This window comes from Pedobacter sp. AK013, from assembly GCF_014205835.1.
Taxonomy (GTDB): domain Bacteria; phylum Bacteroidota; class Bacteroidia; order Sphingobacteriales; family Sphingobacteriaceae; genus Pedobacter.
In genome coordinates this window covers 191,699-209,258 of record NZ_JACHCQ010000005.1, presented here as the reverse complement: position 1 = coordinate 209,258, position 17,560 = coordinate 191,699, and the positions used below count along the sequence as shown (strand labels likewise).

At 43.3% G+C, this 17,560-nt stretch carries 1 protein-coding gene; it reads right to left on the bottom strand.

The annotated features are described in order from the left end of the window. A partial coding sequence (locus HDC90_RS05730) for an S-layer family protein (protein ID WP_184464748.1) occupies positions 1-17,300 on the bottom strand: 17,300 nt, incomplete at its 3' end. Positions 17,301-17,560: the final 260 nt, after the last annotated feature.

The window sequence follows — 17,560 nt, the reverse complement described above, 5'->3', positions numbered from 1 at the left end:
TGCCCGGCAGGGATGGTTACCGTTGTACCGATCGATGTATAATCCGATCCGCTGGTAGCGGTACCTCCAACACTATAGGTAATCTGGGTATCTGTCGTAGATGCATTGCTTAAGGTAAAGGTGAACTCACCAGCTGTGCCCGGTTCTGCACCATCTTTAGTGGCCGCAACGGTTACCGTTGCGGTGGTATTGTCAAGGATGTTGATGCTTGCAGGGGTATTACTTACGCTTACCAATGGATTGCCAGAACCAGTTAAAGTTGCAATAACCGTTTCGGTACCTTCAACAATATTGTCCGTCAATACCGGAATAGTGATCGTTCCGGTAGTCTGACCTGCAGGGATGGTAATGGTTTTGGTCGCAATAGTACTATAATCACTGCCCTCTGTTGCCGTTCCGCCCAAAGTATAGGTAATGGTGGTAGGCTGTGATGAAGGGTTGCTCAACGTTACCGTAAAGGTTCCGTTAACAGGACCGTTCTCACTGCCCGGTGTACCGGCGGCAATGCTGGCTACCGAAGTATCGTTATCGGTAATGTTGACCGTAGCCGGTACCGTACTTGTCGTAATCGATGGATTGCTGGTTGCAGCAGTCATCGTCAGGATCACCGTTTCTGTGCCTTCAGCAATATTATCATCCAGTACAGGTACACTTACCCTTACAGAAGTCTGTCCGGCAGGGATGGTCACCGTGGTACCGATCGAGGTATAATCCGATCCGCTGGTAGCTGTTCCGCTTACCGAATAGGTAATCTGCGTATCAGTAGTAGATACATTACTTAAGGTAAAGGTGAACTCGCCAGCTGTGCCCGGTTCTGCACCATCTTTAGTGGCCGCAACGGTTACCGTGGCAGTGGTATTGTCAAGGATGTTGATCGTTGCAGTTTTATCGGCAGGTACTGTTGTAATGGTTACCAATGGACTGTTAGAAGAAACAAGGGTAGCCACAACCGTTTCGGTACCTTCAACAATATTGTCCGTCAATACCGGGATGGTAATCGTTCCGGTGGTCTGACCCGCCGGGATGGTAATGGTCCTGGTCACAATAGTACTATAATCGCTTCCTTCTGTTGCCGTTCCGCCCAAAGTATAGGTAATGGTGGTAGGCTGTGAGGATGGATTGCTCAACGTCACCGTAAAGGTTCCGTTAACAGGACCATTCTCACTGCCCGGTGTACCGGCGGTGATGCTGGCTACCGAAGTATCGTTATCAGTAATATTAACCGTTGCAGGTACTGTACTTGCCGTAATTGATGGATTGCTGGTTGCAGCAGCCATCGTTAAGATCACCGTTTCTGTGCCTTCAGCAATGTTATCATCCAGTACTGGTACACTTACCCTTACAGAAGTCTGCCCTGCAGGGATAGTTACCGTTGTACCGATCGATGTATAATCCGATCCGCTGGTAGCGGTACCTCCAACACTATAGGTAATCTGGGTATCGGTAGTAGATACATTGCTTAAGGTAAAGGTGAACTCACCAGCTGTACCTGGTTCTGCACCATCTTTAGTGGCAGCAACGGTTACCGTTGCGGTGGTATTATCCGTAATGTTGATCGTTGCAGGGGTATTACTTACGCTTACCAACGGATTACCAGAATTGGTTAAAGTAGCAATAACCGTTTCGGTACCTTCAACAATATTATCAGTTAATACCGGGATGGTGATCGTTCCGGTGGTCTGACCTGCAGGGATGGTAATGGTCTTGGTCACAATGGCCGAGTAATCGCTGCCCTCGGTGGCCGTTCCGCCCAAAGTATAGGTAATGGTGGTAGGCTGTGATGAAGGGTTGCTCAACGTTACCGTAAAGGTTCCGTTAACAGGACCGTTCTCACTGCCCGGTGTACCGGCGGTAATGCTGGCTACCGAAGTATCGTTATCGGTAATGTTGACCGTAGCCGGTACTGTACTTGCCGTAATTGATGGATTGCTGGTTGCAGCAGCCATCGTTAAAATCACCGTTTCCGTGCCTTCAGCAATATTATCATCCAGTACAGGTACGGATACCCTTACGGTGGTCTGCCCGGCAGGGATCGTAACCGTAGTACCGATCGATGTATAATCCGATCCGCTGGTAGCTGTTCCGCTTACCGAATAGGTAATCTGCGTATCGCTTGTAGATACATTGCTTAAGCTAAAGGTGAACTCACCAGCTGTGCCCGGTTCTGCACCATCTTTAGTGGCCGCAACGGTTACCGTGGCAGTGGTATTATCCGTAATGTTGATCGTTGCAGGGGTATTGTTTACGCTTACCAACGGATTGTTAGAAGAAACCAGTGTTGCCACAACCGTTTCAGTGCCTTCAACAATATTGTCGGTCAATACAGGAATGGTGATCGTTCCGGTGGTCTGACCTGCAGGGATGGTAATGGTCTTGGTCACAATAGTACTATAATCACTGCCCTCTGTTGCCGTTCCGCCCAAAGTATAGGTAAGCTGCGTATCAGTTGATGAAGGGTTGCTTAAGGTTACTGTAAAGCTTCCGTTAACAGGACCGTTTTCATTACCCGGTATACCGGCGGTGATGCTGGCTACCGAAGTATCGTTATCGGTAATGGTTGCTGTGGCTGTTCCGGTAGCGATGGTTACCAAATTGCCTGTTACATTACTTAAGGTTGCAGAAAAGGTTTCAGTTGGCTCTACTACATTATCGTTAATAATCGGAACTGTAAAGGTTAAAGTTGAACCTGCTGCAGAACCTGCAGGGAAAGTTAATGTTCCATTTTTAGCCGTATAGTCCGATCCAGCTTTTGCTGTACCATCTACGGTAGTATAATCAACTGTAAATGCATTTTGCACCGCTGTACTTAATGTAACAGTAAATGTTGCATTACCAGCGGCTTCATCATAACTGGCTGGCCTTGCAGAAATACTAACAGTAGCAACATCGTTATCAGTGATAGTGGCTGTTCCTGTTGCCGTAGAAATGGTCACCAGCCCTGTTATTCCTGAAAGTGTGGCCGTAAAGGTTTCGGTTGTTTCAGCAATATTATCGTCTATTATCGGAACGGTAAAAGTTTGCGTAGCACCACTTACCGACCCTGCCGGGAAGGTAATGGTTCCACTGGTTGCAGTATAATCACCAGGTTGAACAGCTGTACCATTGGCAGTAGCAAAATTAACGGTGAAGCTGTTTTGCACCGCTCCTGTTAAGGTTACCGTGAAAGTAGCTAAACCACCGGTTATATCTTCTGCAACTGAAATATCATTGATGGCAACAGAAGCATTATCGTTATCAATAATAGATGTGCTTACACTGGCATTACCTAAAGATGCCGGGCCAGTAATCGATCCGATAGAAACCGTATAATCTTCTGTATTCTCCAGAATATTATCATCAACTATGGTCACAGGGAAAGTGATGGTACCACTTGCTGTTCCAACAACCGATCCTGCCGGGAAGGTAATAGTTGAACTGTTAAAGTTGTAATCAGCAGCATTTGCGGTATTTGGCGTTATTCCCGTGATCACAGTTACTGGCGATGCCAGGGTTGTTCCGGCTGTTCCAGTAAGGGTAACGGTATAATTAACTACACCTGCATTTTCGTTAACTGATGTCGGTCCTGATAATACCACCGTTGGATAGATATTCACATTAACCGTAATCGGATCACTTACTACTCCATCAGCTGTTGTTAAGGTATAGGTATAACTATCTGTTCCGGTATAACCTGCATTTGGTGTATAGGTAACTTTTCCGGTTGCATCAACAGTGGTTGTACCGTGAGCGCCATTTCCTGCTAATACAGTTGTATTACTAGCGGTTGCCCCATCATTGGCTTTAACATCGGTAGTTACAGGGGTATTAACCAAAGTATTTACGTTATCTGTTAAACCTACAGGCTTAATAGAAATGATAAAAGTTTGTGCTGCACTTTGGTCTACGCCTCCATTTGCTGTACCTCCATTGTCATTTAATACTACAGTTACAGTCACCTTGCCTGCAAAGTTTCCTGAAGGTGTGTAAGTTAGCTTTCCTGAGGCATCAATAGCAGGTTGTACTGTAAACGACGTGTTGCTGTTATTACTCACCACAAAATTTACCGTTTGGCTTGCAACTTCATCAGCCGGACCAGCCGAAATAGCTGTAGCCCAGCTGCTTACTGTTTGCGCACCAGCGTTTGCATTTACGAGCTGATCAGCGCCTTTCACAAATGAAGGTGCATCATTTATTGGATTCACAGTGATGGTTAAAGTACTGTTTGCCGCCCCCCCATTTCCATCACTTACCGTATAGGTAATAGCTGGAACTATACCATTATAATTGGCTACAGGTACAAACACATAACTTCCATCTGCATTAAGCGTAATGGTACCAACCCCCGTAATCAGGTTTGAAGAACCCGGCGCATAATCGACTCCAGCAATGCTGTATTTAGTTATGGTTAAGGTATTATTGTCGATATCACTATCATTGCTCAATACGCCATTTGCAGCACTAACGGTTAATGTTACATCCTCGTTGGTTGATTTAGTATCGGCAACTAAAACCGGATCGCTATTTACAGCGGTTATTCCGGCAGATGCTTTGTTGTTACTAGTAACAGGGTCATTTTGCGCCCCAGAAATAGTGGCGGTTGTGTTATAATCGGTTCCTAATTTTATTGTTGCAGTAATGGTTAGCACACTATTTGCGCCACTGTTTAAATTACCAACAGTCCATACACCTGTAGATTGATTATAGGTTCCTTGTGTTGCCGAAGCAGATACAAACTGATATCCTGCCGGTAATAAATCTGCAACGCTTACTCCTGTTGCATCACTTGGACCATTGTTACCTGCAGTTATGGTAAATACTGCACTTTGGCCAACTTTTAAGAAAGCATTAGCAACCGTGTTGGTTACATAGAGGTCGGTACTGGTTTGGATTGTGGTTGTTACCGTTGCCGACGTTGCGACACTGGTTCCTGCTTCAACAGGTGTAGCTACCGCCGCATTGGTTAAACTTCCTGTTGCACCTGAAGGGATAACACCTTTTATAGAAATACTTACCGTATTGCCTGATCCGGCAGGAATATTAGCCGTTAATGAAACCGAATTACCTGTTCCCGTACTGCCAGAAGATACAGTTGCAGCTCCGGTAACACTTGTCGTCCAACTTACATTTTGGATTCCTGACGGTACAGCATCTGTAATTACCGATGCCAGGGCATCGCTGGTACTGGTATTTCGTACAGTAATAATATATTCTATCGCAGCACCTGCGTTTACAGTAGCTGGTCCGGTTTTAATAATCTCGAGTACTGGTAATCTGCTAACCACTGTATTTGCAGTAGCTGATGACGCCGCAGCTCCCGCCTCTGAAGGTGTAGCTGTTGCTGTATTCGCCAATGTGCCGGTATAATTTGCCGGAACTTTTCCACTTACCGAAATGGTAAAACCATTGCCATTACCTGCGTTAATATCGCCCGTTACCGAAACGGTATTTCCGGTAATACTGCTATTGGCAATAGTAGCATTCCCCGTACTGCTTACTGTAATTGCAACGTTTGTAATCGCAGCTGGTACAACATCAGTTACACTTAAATTTACAGCATTACCCGTTCCTTCGTTGCTTACGTTAATCAGGTAATTAATGTTATTACCTGCTGTTAAGGTTGCAGGGCCAACTTTACTAATTTTTAATATTGGTTTTCTGCTTACTGTGGTTACCACTGCGGCAGAAGTAACCGGTGTACTTCCAGCTTCCGATGGCGTAATGGTAGCAGAATTCGAAATCGTACCAGAGAATGAACTGGCTATTGTTCCTTTAATATTTATGATGACCACATCATTTGTACCTGCCGGGATGTTGGCATTTACACTGATTGAACTGGTATTTCCTGAATTCCCTGAGTTGATGATTGCATTACCCTGAGCCGTAGCTGTCCATTGAACATTGGTTAAGTTGTTCGAAACCGCATCTGTAATTACCGCATTTAAGGCAGTACTTGGACCATTATTCCGAACACGGATCTGGTAGTTGATTTCCTCTCCAGCTAAAGCTGTAGTTGGGCCGCTTTTGGTAATTACCGGACTAACCATAGCCGAAACCGTAGTTGTAGCACTGGCTGTTTTAGCCGTAACACCAGGTTCTGAAGGAGTTGCTGAAGCATTATTTACAAGGGTGCCAACATAGGTTGGATTAATGGTACCAGTTATAACAATGTTGATTACACCATTTACCGGAACATTTACCAAAGCTGAAACATTATTGGTTGTGCCTGAAGCCGTTCCATTAACTACCGCTCCATTGCTAGCCGTAGCTGTCCATTGTACATTGCTAATATCAGCAGGAACCACGTCTGCAATAGTAGTATTTACTGCATCAGATGGCCCTGTATTGGTTAATTTTAAAGTGTAGGTAATCTGCTGCCCACTTGATGCTGTACCTGGTGCCGATTTAGAAAGCGCCAAACCTGGTGTTTTTTGTAGTACCGTAGTTACCGGTGTAGAAACCACAGGCGGGTTGCCTGGCTCCGCAGGAGTAGCTGTGGCACTATTTACAATATTTGCAGTTGCATTAGAGGCCACAACTCCATTTATTGTAATCAATATTTTGGAGTTACCACCGGCTAAAATATTTCCGGTTACCGACAATGCATTTCCGGTTCCGGTGGCCCCTGCACTTACAGTTGCACCATTGGTAGCTGTTGTACTCCAGGTAACATTTTGTATAGCTGCAGGAATTGCATCAGTTATCACAGTACTACTGGCATTGCTTGGGCCAGCATTGGTTACTTCTATGGTATAGCTTATCGGTAAACCAGCACTTAAAGACGCTGGACCTGATTTAATGACACTTAAATTGGTCTGTTTAGACACTACTGTGGTAACGGTTGGCGAATTTACCGGAGTTCCACCTGTACCAATTTTTGCCGATGCAGTATTCAATATATTTCCAGCAAAAGCAGGATTTATAGTTCCAACAACATTGATGGTAATAGAGTTGCCAGAAGCAAAAGGAATATTTCCAACTACTGCTACGGTGTTTCCGCTGCCACTTGCACCTGAGGTAATGGAAGTTGTACCATTTGCTACAGCTGTCCAGCTTACATTGGTAATATCTGCTGGGATTACATCAGCAATATTTACTGCTGTTGCATCACTTGGCCCGTTATTACTAACTGTAAGGGTATAATTAATCTGTGTTCCAGAAGCGGCAGTGCCAGGAGCGCTTTTCTGGACTACGAGGCTTGGTGTATTTAATATTGTTGTATTTGCAGTAGCTGTATTATTTGCCGTGTTAAAATCTGTAATACCATCAGGTAGCGTAACTGAGGCAACATTAGACAGCGAAGTGGCTGTACTATTTGAAGGAATTTTTCCATTAACTACAACAGTTATATAATTTGCTGAGCCAGCATCGATATTTCCAAGTATTGAAATAGAATTGCCTGTTCCGTTGGTGTTACCTGTAATTGTTGCAGTTCCACTGGTTGTTGCTGCCCAGCTTACATTGGTAAGTGTAGCTGGCACTAAATCAGTAACAGTTAATCCCGCTACGTTAACAGGCCCGTTATTTACTATTTTAATCGAATAGGAAACATTTTCTCCCGCCGAAACAGTCTGAGGACCTGTTTTACTGATCGCAATATCTGTTGATTTATTGATAGTTGTTGTTACTGAACTCTCTTTAACGTTTCCGGAAGTTACGTTTACGGTATTGGTAAAAGAAGATCTGGCAGTTTGAAGGATAACACCTTCAACATTAATGGTTATTGTTCCGGGTCCGCTGTTAATATTACCAGAAGTTGAAATTGAGTTTGCAGTACCTGAATTCGTTCCTGTAATTGTAGCTCCGGTTGTAGTTGTGGCAGTCCATTTTGTTACCTGGATATCGCTCGGCACATTATCTACAATAAGTGCATTTGTAATGTTTCCTGGTCCTGTGTTGTTCACCACAATGGTGTAGAAAATCGGATCACCAATATTTGCATTTGCTGGTCCGGATTTTGAAACCCTGAATACCGGGTCATTATCTACAGTAGTAATCTTGGTAGAGGTATTATCAGATAAATCAGGATCAGTAGTGTCATTAGCAACTGTTGCTGTAGCAGTATTGATCAGGCTGGATCCATTAAAGATGGCCGGATCTACTTTACCCCTTATCGTTACTTCAATATAATCTGTAAGTGTTGGAGGAATGGTTGCTACAAAATTAATATTTCGATCGGTACCACTGCTAACCGATGCGCTAGCAGCTCCGCTTGTAGCAACTGTCCAGGTTATATTGCTTATTATTTCTGTAGGAATATTATCTTTAATAACCGTATTTACTGCTGCACTTGGTCCACTATTATAAACCCTTAAAGTATACTGAATTGTTTCGCCTGCCCCAACATTCGCTGGGCCTGATTTTATAATCCTGACATTGGCTTTTTTAGTAACCGAAGTATTTATTGTACTTGTGGCCAAACTTGGATCTGTCGTACCAGCAGGCGGAGTAGCTGTTGCCGTATTAGAAAGCGTTCCAAGAAATGATGGATTAATTGTTCCTGTTACAGTTATAATAATCTGATCAGTATCGGAAGCCTTTAAGTTTCCGGTAATATTAATATTTCCGGTTCCATTTGCCACACTTGCTGTAGCCGTTCCCTGTGTGGCAACAGTCCAGGTTGGATTCAGTAAATCAGCGCTAAAGTTATCTACAATTTGTGCCGCAGTTACATCACTTGGTCCTGCATTGGTTACCGTAAGCGTATAAGTAATTTGCTCACCTGCAATGGCAGTAGCCGGACCAGCTTTTGTTATCCTTAAATCAGCCTGTTTAGTAACTGTGCTGGTAAGCGTATTTGAACTAACCGGTGGATTACCCGCTTCAGAAGGTGTAACAGTTGCTGTATTATTGATAGAAGTACCTGTAAAACCAGCACTTAATTTACCAGTGATATTAATATTAATAATATTTGAAGTGCCCGATGGTATATTTGCGGTAACGCTTAAATTGTTGCCCGTACCAGAAGCACCAGATGTTATAGTTGCTGCCCCCGCACTCGTGGCCGACCAACTTACATTAGTAATGCCACTTGGAATATTATCCGCAATTACCGCTGCAAGCGCATTACTTGGCCCCGAGTTTTTAATAGTTAAAGTATAGGCTACATTCTCTCCTGCATTTATTGAAGAAGGGCCCGTTTTAACTATAGAAAGTCCGCTTTTATTAGAAATAGCTGTGTTTACTGCATTTGAGTTAACAGGCGCTATACCAGCTTCAGTTGGTGTTGCCACTGCCTGATTCGTAATAGTGACGTTACTTTGAGCAGCAGAAATAGTTCCTGTTGCCGTTATTGTTACTTTATTTGCAGTACCTACCTTTAAGTTGCTGGTTAAACTAACGTTTCCAGTACCAGAAGCTGTACTTACGGTCGATGTTCCTGCTGCCACCGCTGTCCAGGTTACGCCCGTTAACTGTGTTGGTATGGCATCGGTAATACTTAAATTGCTCGCATTTGAAGGGCCGTTATTAACCGCTTCTATGATGTAAGTAACCGTTTCGCCCGCCTTAGCTGTTGCAGGTCCGGTTTTAGTTAAGCTGATAGATGGTAATTTACCTACCGAGGTAGTTACCGTATTGGATGTTTTAGCTGTAGCACCACTCTCTGCAGGTGTAACTGTAGCACTATTTGCAATACTTGTGGCTGCAGTACCCGCATCTACAGTTCCAGTTACGGTAATTACAATTTTATTTGCTGCTCCTGCAGGGATATCACCTGTTACACTTAATGCATTTGTACTTCCCGAGGCACCCGCCGTAACAACAGCAGTTCCAGAAACTGCAGTAGTCCATGATGGGTTAAAAATACTTGCCGGAATGGCATCTGTAATTACAGATGCGTTTGCATTTGCTGTACCTTGGTTGGTAACGGTAATGTTATAGCTGATCTGTTCGCCTGCATTAATAGATGCTGGTCCACTTTTCTGTATAGCTAAAACTGGTATTTTACTAACATTAGTGTTAATAGTTGATGTTGCAGGTGTTGTTCCGCTTTCTGATGGCGTTGCAGTTGCAGTATTCGCTAAACTACCGTTTAATGCTGCACTTACCTTACCTGTAATGGTCACGGTAATGTGGTTTGCATTTCCGGCAGGTAAGTTACCTGTAATTGCCACAGTATTTCCCGTTCCGCTTGCCCCCGTTAATACCTGTGCAGTACCCGAGGCGGTGGCCGTCCAGGTTACATTACTCACCTGGTTGGAAACCACGTCGCCTATGCTTAGATTTTGTGCATCGGCCGTACTGGTATTAAATACATCAAGCGTGTAAGTAATGTTCTCTCCTGCTGTTAATGCAGTAGGACCATTTTTAGTAATCGCTACAGTAGGTGTTCTATTAACCGTTGTATTTGTTGTTGATGATGGAGAAGGACTTCCTGTCTCTGTAGCGGTTACTGTTGCTGTATTGCTTAAAGTACCGTTAAATGCCGGATTTACCTTTCCGGTAACCGTTACAATTACTTTATTTGCTGCACCTGCCGGAATGGTTACCCCTGTTTGCAAGTTATTGCCACTGCCTGTTGCACCAGCATTAATTACCGCAGCCCCTTGAGCGGTTGATGTCCAAATCGGGTTTAAAACCTGGGCAGAAATGGCATCATTTAAAGTTGCATTGATGGCATCACTTGGTCCGTTATTTCCAATTTCTATGGTATAGCTGATATTTGCTCCGGAGATGAGCGCAGAAGGTGCACTTTTTAATACCGTTAAACCCGATTGAGTCGTTAACGAAGTGTTAACCGGACTCGAGGTAATTGGAGATACACCGCTTTCTGCTGGGGTAACTGTTGCAGTATTGGTAATATTACCCGATGCATTGCTCGCTATCTTTCCGGATACAGTAATTTGAACGGTACTATTGGTCTGGAAACTTCCCGTTAAACTCAGGTTGTTACCCGTACCAGTAGCTCCGGCAGATATTGTTGCCGCCCCGCCAGTTACAGCGCTTGTCCAACTGGTATTCGTTATCGATGCCGGTATGACATCTGTAATTACTGTATTTAAGCTATTCGATGGTCCTGTGTTTTTTACGGTTATCGAATAAACAATATTATTACCAGCAATGGCAGTACTTGGGCCATTCTTCGTAATGGCAAATACCGGGTTTCTACTTACTGCAGTTATGGCCTGTGCATTTACAGGTGTACTTCCACTTTCCTGTGGTGTTGCTGTAGCAGTATTGGTAATGGTTCCTTCAAAATCTGGTTTGATGGTACCCGTAACATTGATGATGATTTTATTGGCTGCCCCTGCCGGAATATTACCGGTAAGGTTAATATTATTTCCGGTACCGGTTGCACCTGCAGTTACAACAGCTGCACCCAATACCTGGCTTGTATAGGTTACATTCGTTAAAGATGCAGGAACAACATCAGCCAATTGTACACCCGTTGCATTACTTGGGCCATTGTTTGCAAGCTGGATCTGGTAGGTAAGTGTATTTCCAGCAGTTGCTGATGATACCGCAGTTTTTGAGATCGTTACACCTGATGTACTGGTAATATTCGAATTTACACTTGAGGTACTTCCTGTTCCCTGTGGTTCTGCCGGGGTTACGGTTGCAGTATTGGTTATGCTACCTGTTGCACCTGGATTTACCGTACCCTGGATGGTTACATTTATGGCATTTGCACTTCCTGCCGGAATATTAACTTTTAAATTAATGGTATTTCCGCTACCTGATGCTCCTGTAGTAACGGCAGCCGTACCTTCAGCAGTACTGGTCCAGGTTACGCCTTGTATGGCCGCAGGTACGGCATCAGTAATATCTGCATTTACAGCATTGCTGCTTCCGTTGTTTACAATCCTTAAAGTATAAGTTACTGCCGAACCAGCTGTTAAACCTGAAGATCCTGTTTTGGTAATGGCAAGTACTGGCTTAGCATTTATAGTGGTATTATTGGTAGCGGTATTGTTTGTCGTATTCGGATCGGTTATACCGGTTGGAGGGGTTAACGTTACTGTGTTGCTTAAACTTCCCGTTGCGGCAGCAGCTACTGTTCCGGCTATGGTTAGAGTTGCCGATTGTCCGTTGCTTAAAGTTAAACCGGTCCAGTTTCCATTCGTGCTGGTATAGGCCCCTGATGAGGTGTTGTAACCAGTTGCCGTAAAACCAGCAGGTAAAACATCTACTACTTTAACAATATCGGTGTTTAATAACTGGCTGGTACCGTTATTGGTAAGCGTAATGGTATAGGTTAAGGCTTCGCCTGCAATTACCGGGTTTGGTGTTGAGGTTTTTGCAATGGCAAAATCTATCGAACGGTTTATTGTTGTTGCATCTGTTGCTGTATTATTACCAGTATTGGTATCGGTTGTTCCTGACGGCGCAGTAACTGTTGCCGAGTTATTTAAAGTCCCGCTTGCATTAGCCGCAACGGTTCCGGTAATGGTTAATGTAGTAGATTGACCGTTGCTTAAGGTTAAACCTGTCCAATTTCCGTTGGTTTGGTTATAGGTACCTGTAGCAGCAGTAAAAGTTGTTGCAGTAAATCCTGCCGGAAGATTATCTACTACATTTACAACATCAGTTGAAAGTAGTGCGCTGCTTCCGTTATTCGTTAAAGTAATGGTATAGGTTAATGCCCCACCAGCTACAACTGGTTTTGGTGACGCCGTTTTCGCAAGCACTAAATCAACCTGTCTGTTAATGCTTGTATTATCTGTTTGGCTGTTATTAGTCAGATTCGGATCAACCGTGCCGGTTGGTGCAGTTACACTCGCCGTGTTACTAATGGTACCAGTTGCTGTTGCAGCAAGTGTACCTGCAATAGTTAAAGTTGCAGATTGGCCAGTTGCTAAAGTTAAGCCCGTCCAGTTCCCATTTGCGCTGGTAAAAGTGCCTGTTGATGCTGTAAAAGTATTTGCAGTAAACCCGGCTGGAAGATTATCGGTAATCTTTACAACATCTGTTGATTTTAAGGTACTCGGGCCGTTATTGGTTAAAGTAATGGTATAGGTTAAAGCATTACCTGCAACAGCTGGTTTTGGCGATGCTGTTTTAGTTAAGGATAAATCAATTGAAGGAACCGGAACGATATTGGTAATAGAGGTCGAATTATTTGCAGGTGTTGGGTCTGTTTCTGTTCCTGTAATATTTGCATCGTTACCATAATTCGCTGCTGTTGCATTGGCGTTAACCGTAGCTACTATACTTAATGTTTGTGAAGATGTGCTATTTAGCGCTCCAATAGTCCAAACACCCGTAGTCGCATTGTAGGTTCCTGGTGTTGCACTAACAAAGGTATAACCTGATTTTAATAAATCATTTACCTGTACGCCTGTTGCATTACTTGGTCCATTATTGGTTGCAGTAATCGTAAAAGTTACATTTTCGCCAACTGTAGGGTTTGTTTTATTTACTGTTTTTGTAATTTGCAAGTCGGTACTTTCAGTATAAGTAATTACAACATCATCGGCAGACGATGCACAAGGAGAACTTGTAATTGTCCAACGTAAGGTTGCAGAAGTATTTTTTGCAATCGTTACCGTAGTATTTCGGTCTGTTGGTGTAGTAATTGTAGCCGATCCATTAATAACTGTCCAAACGCCGGTACCTGAAGTTGGCGCATTTCCCTGTAAAGTAAATGTTCCGGAATTGTATTGTGTTTGATCGGCACCTGCATTGGCAGTTGTTGGCAATGCATTCACCGTTATGGTAACAGGCGTTGTAGGTGCCGATTCGCAAGTAGAAGCTGGAGTAGTAACCGTAGAAATCGTAATTCTCCTGTAAGAAGTTGTAGTTGTTAAAGCAGGTGGCTGGTAGCTAGGCCCTGTCTGTCCGCTTATAGTTGTCCATGTTGATCCGTTAGCTGAGCTTTCCCAACGATAAGTTATGTTGCCGCTACCTGTACCAGCAGATACCGAAGTTAATTGTGCAGGTACAGTACCGGTACAAATGGTTTGGTTGGTGCCTATTGATCCAGCTGTCGTTGCACTTTGAACAAATACATCAAAAGTAAAAGTATTTCCAGAACAACCATTCAAGGTTGGGGTTACTGTATAACGAACTGTAGCACCTGTTGCAGAATTATTGGTTAAAGTCTGACTGATTGGTGCAGATGCCGGAACATTCTGGTTGCTGAATCCGGTAGTATTTGTTCCCGATATCAAGGCAGCCGTCCAGGTATACTGTGTTCCGCTTACGTTGCTGGTTGGCGTTACACTAAATGTTCCTGATGCACATATAGGGGCTGGATTTGCAGCGGTAGCCGTAATAGTTGGCGTAATTACAACAGTAATTTTAAAGGTATTGCCAGAACATCCTGAATAAGTTGGTGTAACCGTATACACCAGTGTAGCTGTTGTTGTACCTGTATTGGTTAAATTATTTTGGGTAACCGAATTTGGGCTACCAGTGCTTGCCGACTGACCAGTAATCGTACCACCTGTAAGAACCGGAGCCGGCCAGGTGTAGGTTGTACCTGATGCCTGATCAACCGGGGCAAAAACAAAACTGCCGCTTCCACAGAAATTATAATTTTGATCTGCAACCACTGGCTTAGGCGTAACATTAACAGTAAAAGGTGCAGAAATAGCATTTAAACAAGCTCCTCCACTTACAATTGCACGGTAGGAAGTAGTTTGAGAAATATTGGTATAGGTTAGGCTTGTGGTTTGATTGTTAATAGGTGTCCACGTATTATTATCTAACGAAAACTCCCAACGCACTACGGTACCCGGTCCATTATTTAAGGTTAAAGTACCGTTTGAGCCAGAACATACGGTAGAGGTTCCGCTTATTGTTCCGGTCGAAGTAACTGTAACGGTGTAATCTGCAGTTGTAGTATTACATCCGTTTGTTGCTGAAGCAGTAACGGTAGCCGTACCACTAAATAAAGAAGACCAGGTTACTTCTCCTGTAGTAGAATTAATTACCCCGGCAGTTGAAGGAGATAAGGAATACGTAATTGTTGTGGCATTAGTAGCCGTAGCAACATAAGTATTTGTACCAGCTCCCTGGCAGCGCAAATTAACGTTGGAAGCCGAAAACACAGGAGTAGCAACAACCCCAAGTATTTGAATGGTTCCTTTCGCAGAAACATTGGGAGATCCTCCAGTTGTGGTAACCGTATATTCTAAGGGTCCATTTGTGGCAGCAGTAGGCGTACCTGAAATAGTAAATGTCTTATTTGTTCCATTATATGTACCTGTTATACCCGCAGGCAACACTGAAACAACTGCTCCGGTAGCAGACCCACCAATAGAATAAGTTATCGGCGTAATTGCAGAGCTTGGATTTAAGCACTTTACCTGCGCATCAGTTGAAGGTGCAGAGGTTAAACTAATAGTGGTAATTGGTACGGTTGTTACCGAACTCACATCGTTGGCCGTATTGGCATCGCTCTGTGTACCGGTAATTGTGGCAGTATTGTTGTAATTACCCGTAGCATTTACCCTTGCCGAAATGACAAGCGTTGCTGTAGCATTTGGCCCCAAAGTTCCAATTGACCATAATCCTGTACTACTATTATACAAAGTACCAGATGATGATGTATTGCTCAAGTAAGTATACCCTGAAAGCAACTGATCTGTAACCGAAACGCCAATCGCATCACCAACACCCAAGTTAGACGCTGTAAGTGTAAATTTTACGGTAGAACCAACAGCCGGATTAGCATTATCAACCGTTTTAACAATAGACCTATCGATATTACAGATTGCAACAGAAATAGGAAGTGATTGTGCACTTACACCGCAATCTAAAGTAGATGTCATTGTGTAAGTTCCGGATTGAACAGCGGTATATGTATTATTTGTTGCCCCAGCTATTGGATTGCCCCCTAAGTACCACTGAAAAGGAGCTTTACCCAGCGGATCAGCAGTTAATGTGGCCGATGCACAATCTACCTGTGAGAAAAGAGGCTTTAATGCTTTTTCAGGAAACGGCGATATAAAATTAGACATGGAAAAACCACCACCCGTTTGAATTATGGCAATGGTTATCCTCGAGGCACTGTTTAGGGTAATAAATTCAGGCGAACTTACATTCGTATCACTGAATGTAATTAAATAATTTCCGGAACTCCCTAGCTGTTTTCTTGCCGAAACACCTGGGATAGTTTCTATATCAGTATTCGTATAATTAGCGGTGGCACTACCTGTTGTTGTAATGTAAACCTTATCTGTAGCGCTTTTTGTAATGATATAACCAAAATAAGGCAGATCATTACCTGTATATCCTTTAAACTTATAGGTCTGCGCCCGTAACCCTCCACCGCAAGCACTTGTTGGAGCCAAAGTAGCCATATCAACTTCACAGTTATTTGCTGTTCCGGAATAAGCCACAATATTTTTATTTGATACAATACGGGAACCGGAATACTGGTTGGGTGATACACCATTAGCGAAAGTAACAAAACTTCCGGCAGCAATTAAATTATGAGTAGTGGTACTTGCCAAAGTTCCGTTAACATTAAAATTCGAAACTGTAACGGTTGTATTTGCTTCAGATGCTACAACTGTGGTTTGCTCGGCAATATCATTTCCTGCACCCCTAACAACTACGTACTCATTACTCAGCGAGGAAACCGGTGGAACAGGATTATATACACCATCTCCACACCCCCCAGGTGCATCTACATTGACCCCAGAGTTCATTACCGCCGGTCCTGATGATTCTACCAGACTTCCCAATGTTGCCTGAAAAAGATAACTTTGTCCGGCATTTAATGTGGTAGTTGCAACACCGTTAATTTTAACGGTGGTATTATTTTCTATAGCCATAATGCTATAAACCGGTCTGGAGGTACTGTTTGCAGCAGGACCACCCAAATCCAAATCTCTATAATAACCCACTCGAAAAGACGTACCTATAGCTGCGTCTCCAAAACTAAATAAAGCCGCATTACCCTTGATATTAGCATCTCCTGCCCCACCAATTGCATCAGAAGCTACGTTACGAACATTCACTGCGATTGGATTGTTGCCTTCGAAAATGATTCCACGGTCATTAACCACGGTGTTTAGTGGATTACGCGCAAGAGAAGTAGGGCTTCCTGTAAACCTGTATACAACGGGCGTACCTGGAGTAGGTGTTAAAGTAGTAATCAGTGTACCGTCACTCTTTTTTACCTTAACCGAGGTACCTGTCGTATTGGTAGATATAATAATTTCATTAGCATTACTCCAATACTGCCAGGGGGCAGGAGCGATATAATGTGTTCGGTAAGTTTGTGCAAGTGCAGTTCCGAAATTTGCAAGGAAAAGTAACAGCGAAAAAAGCACCAACCTTCCAAAACAATAAATGGATTGTTTCCTTAAATTATTTTTTTTACCAAAAAAAATGCGCAAATAGCGAGACGGAGAGTGTAAATTTTTATTCATAGGCTGAGACAACATGCGCTTGTATCATTAGGGGGAATGATACCTTTCTATAATGCTGTTTGATTTCAGAAGTACTTACGTAATCTTAAAACCTACGGTTTCAAAAAACTGAAAATTTTACAAGCATTAATTTTTAGCGGCGCAATTATTATTTTATTTATTGCGCAAAGATATATTATTAAGCACCACTTTTTTTACTACAGGTGTAAAATAAGTATAACTAATTATACAAAAACTAAACAATTTGATATTTATCAAGT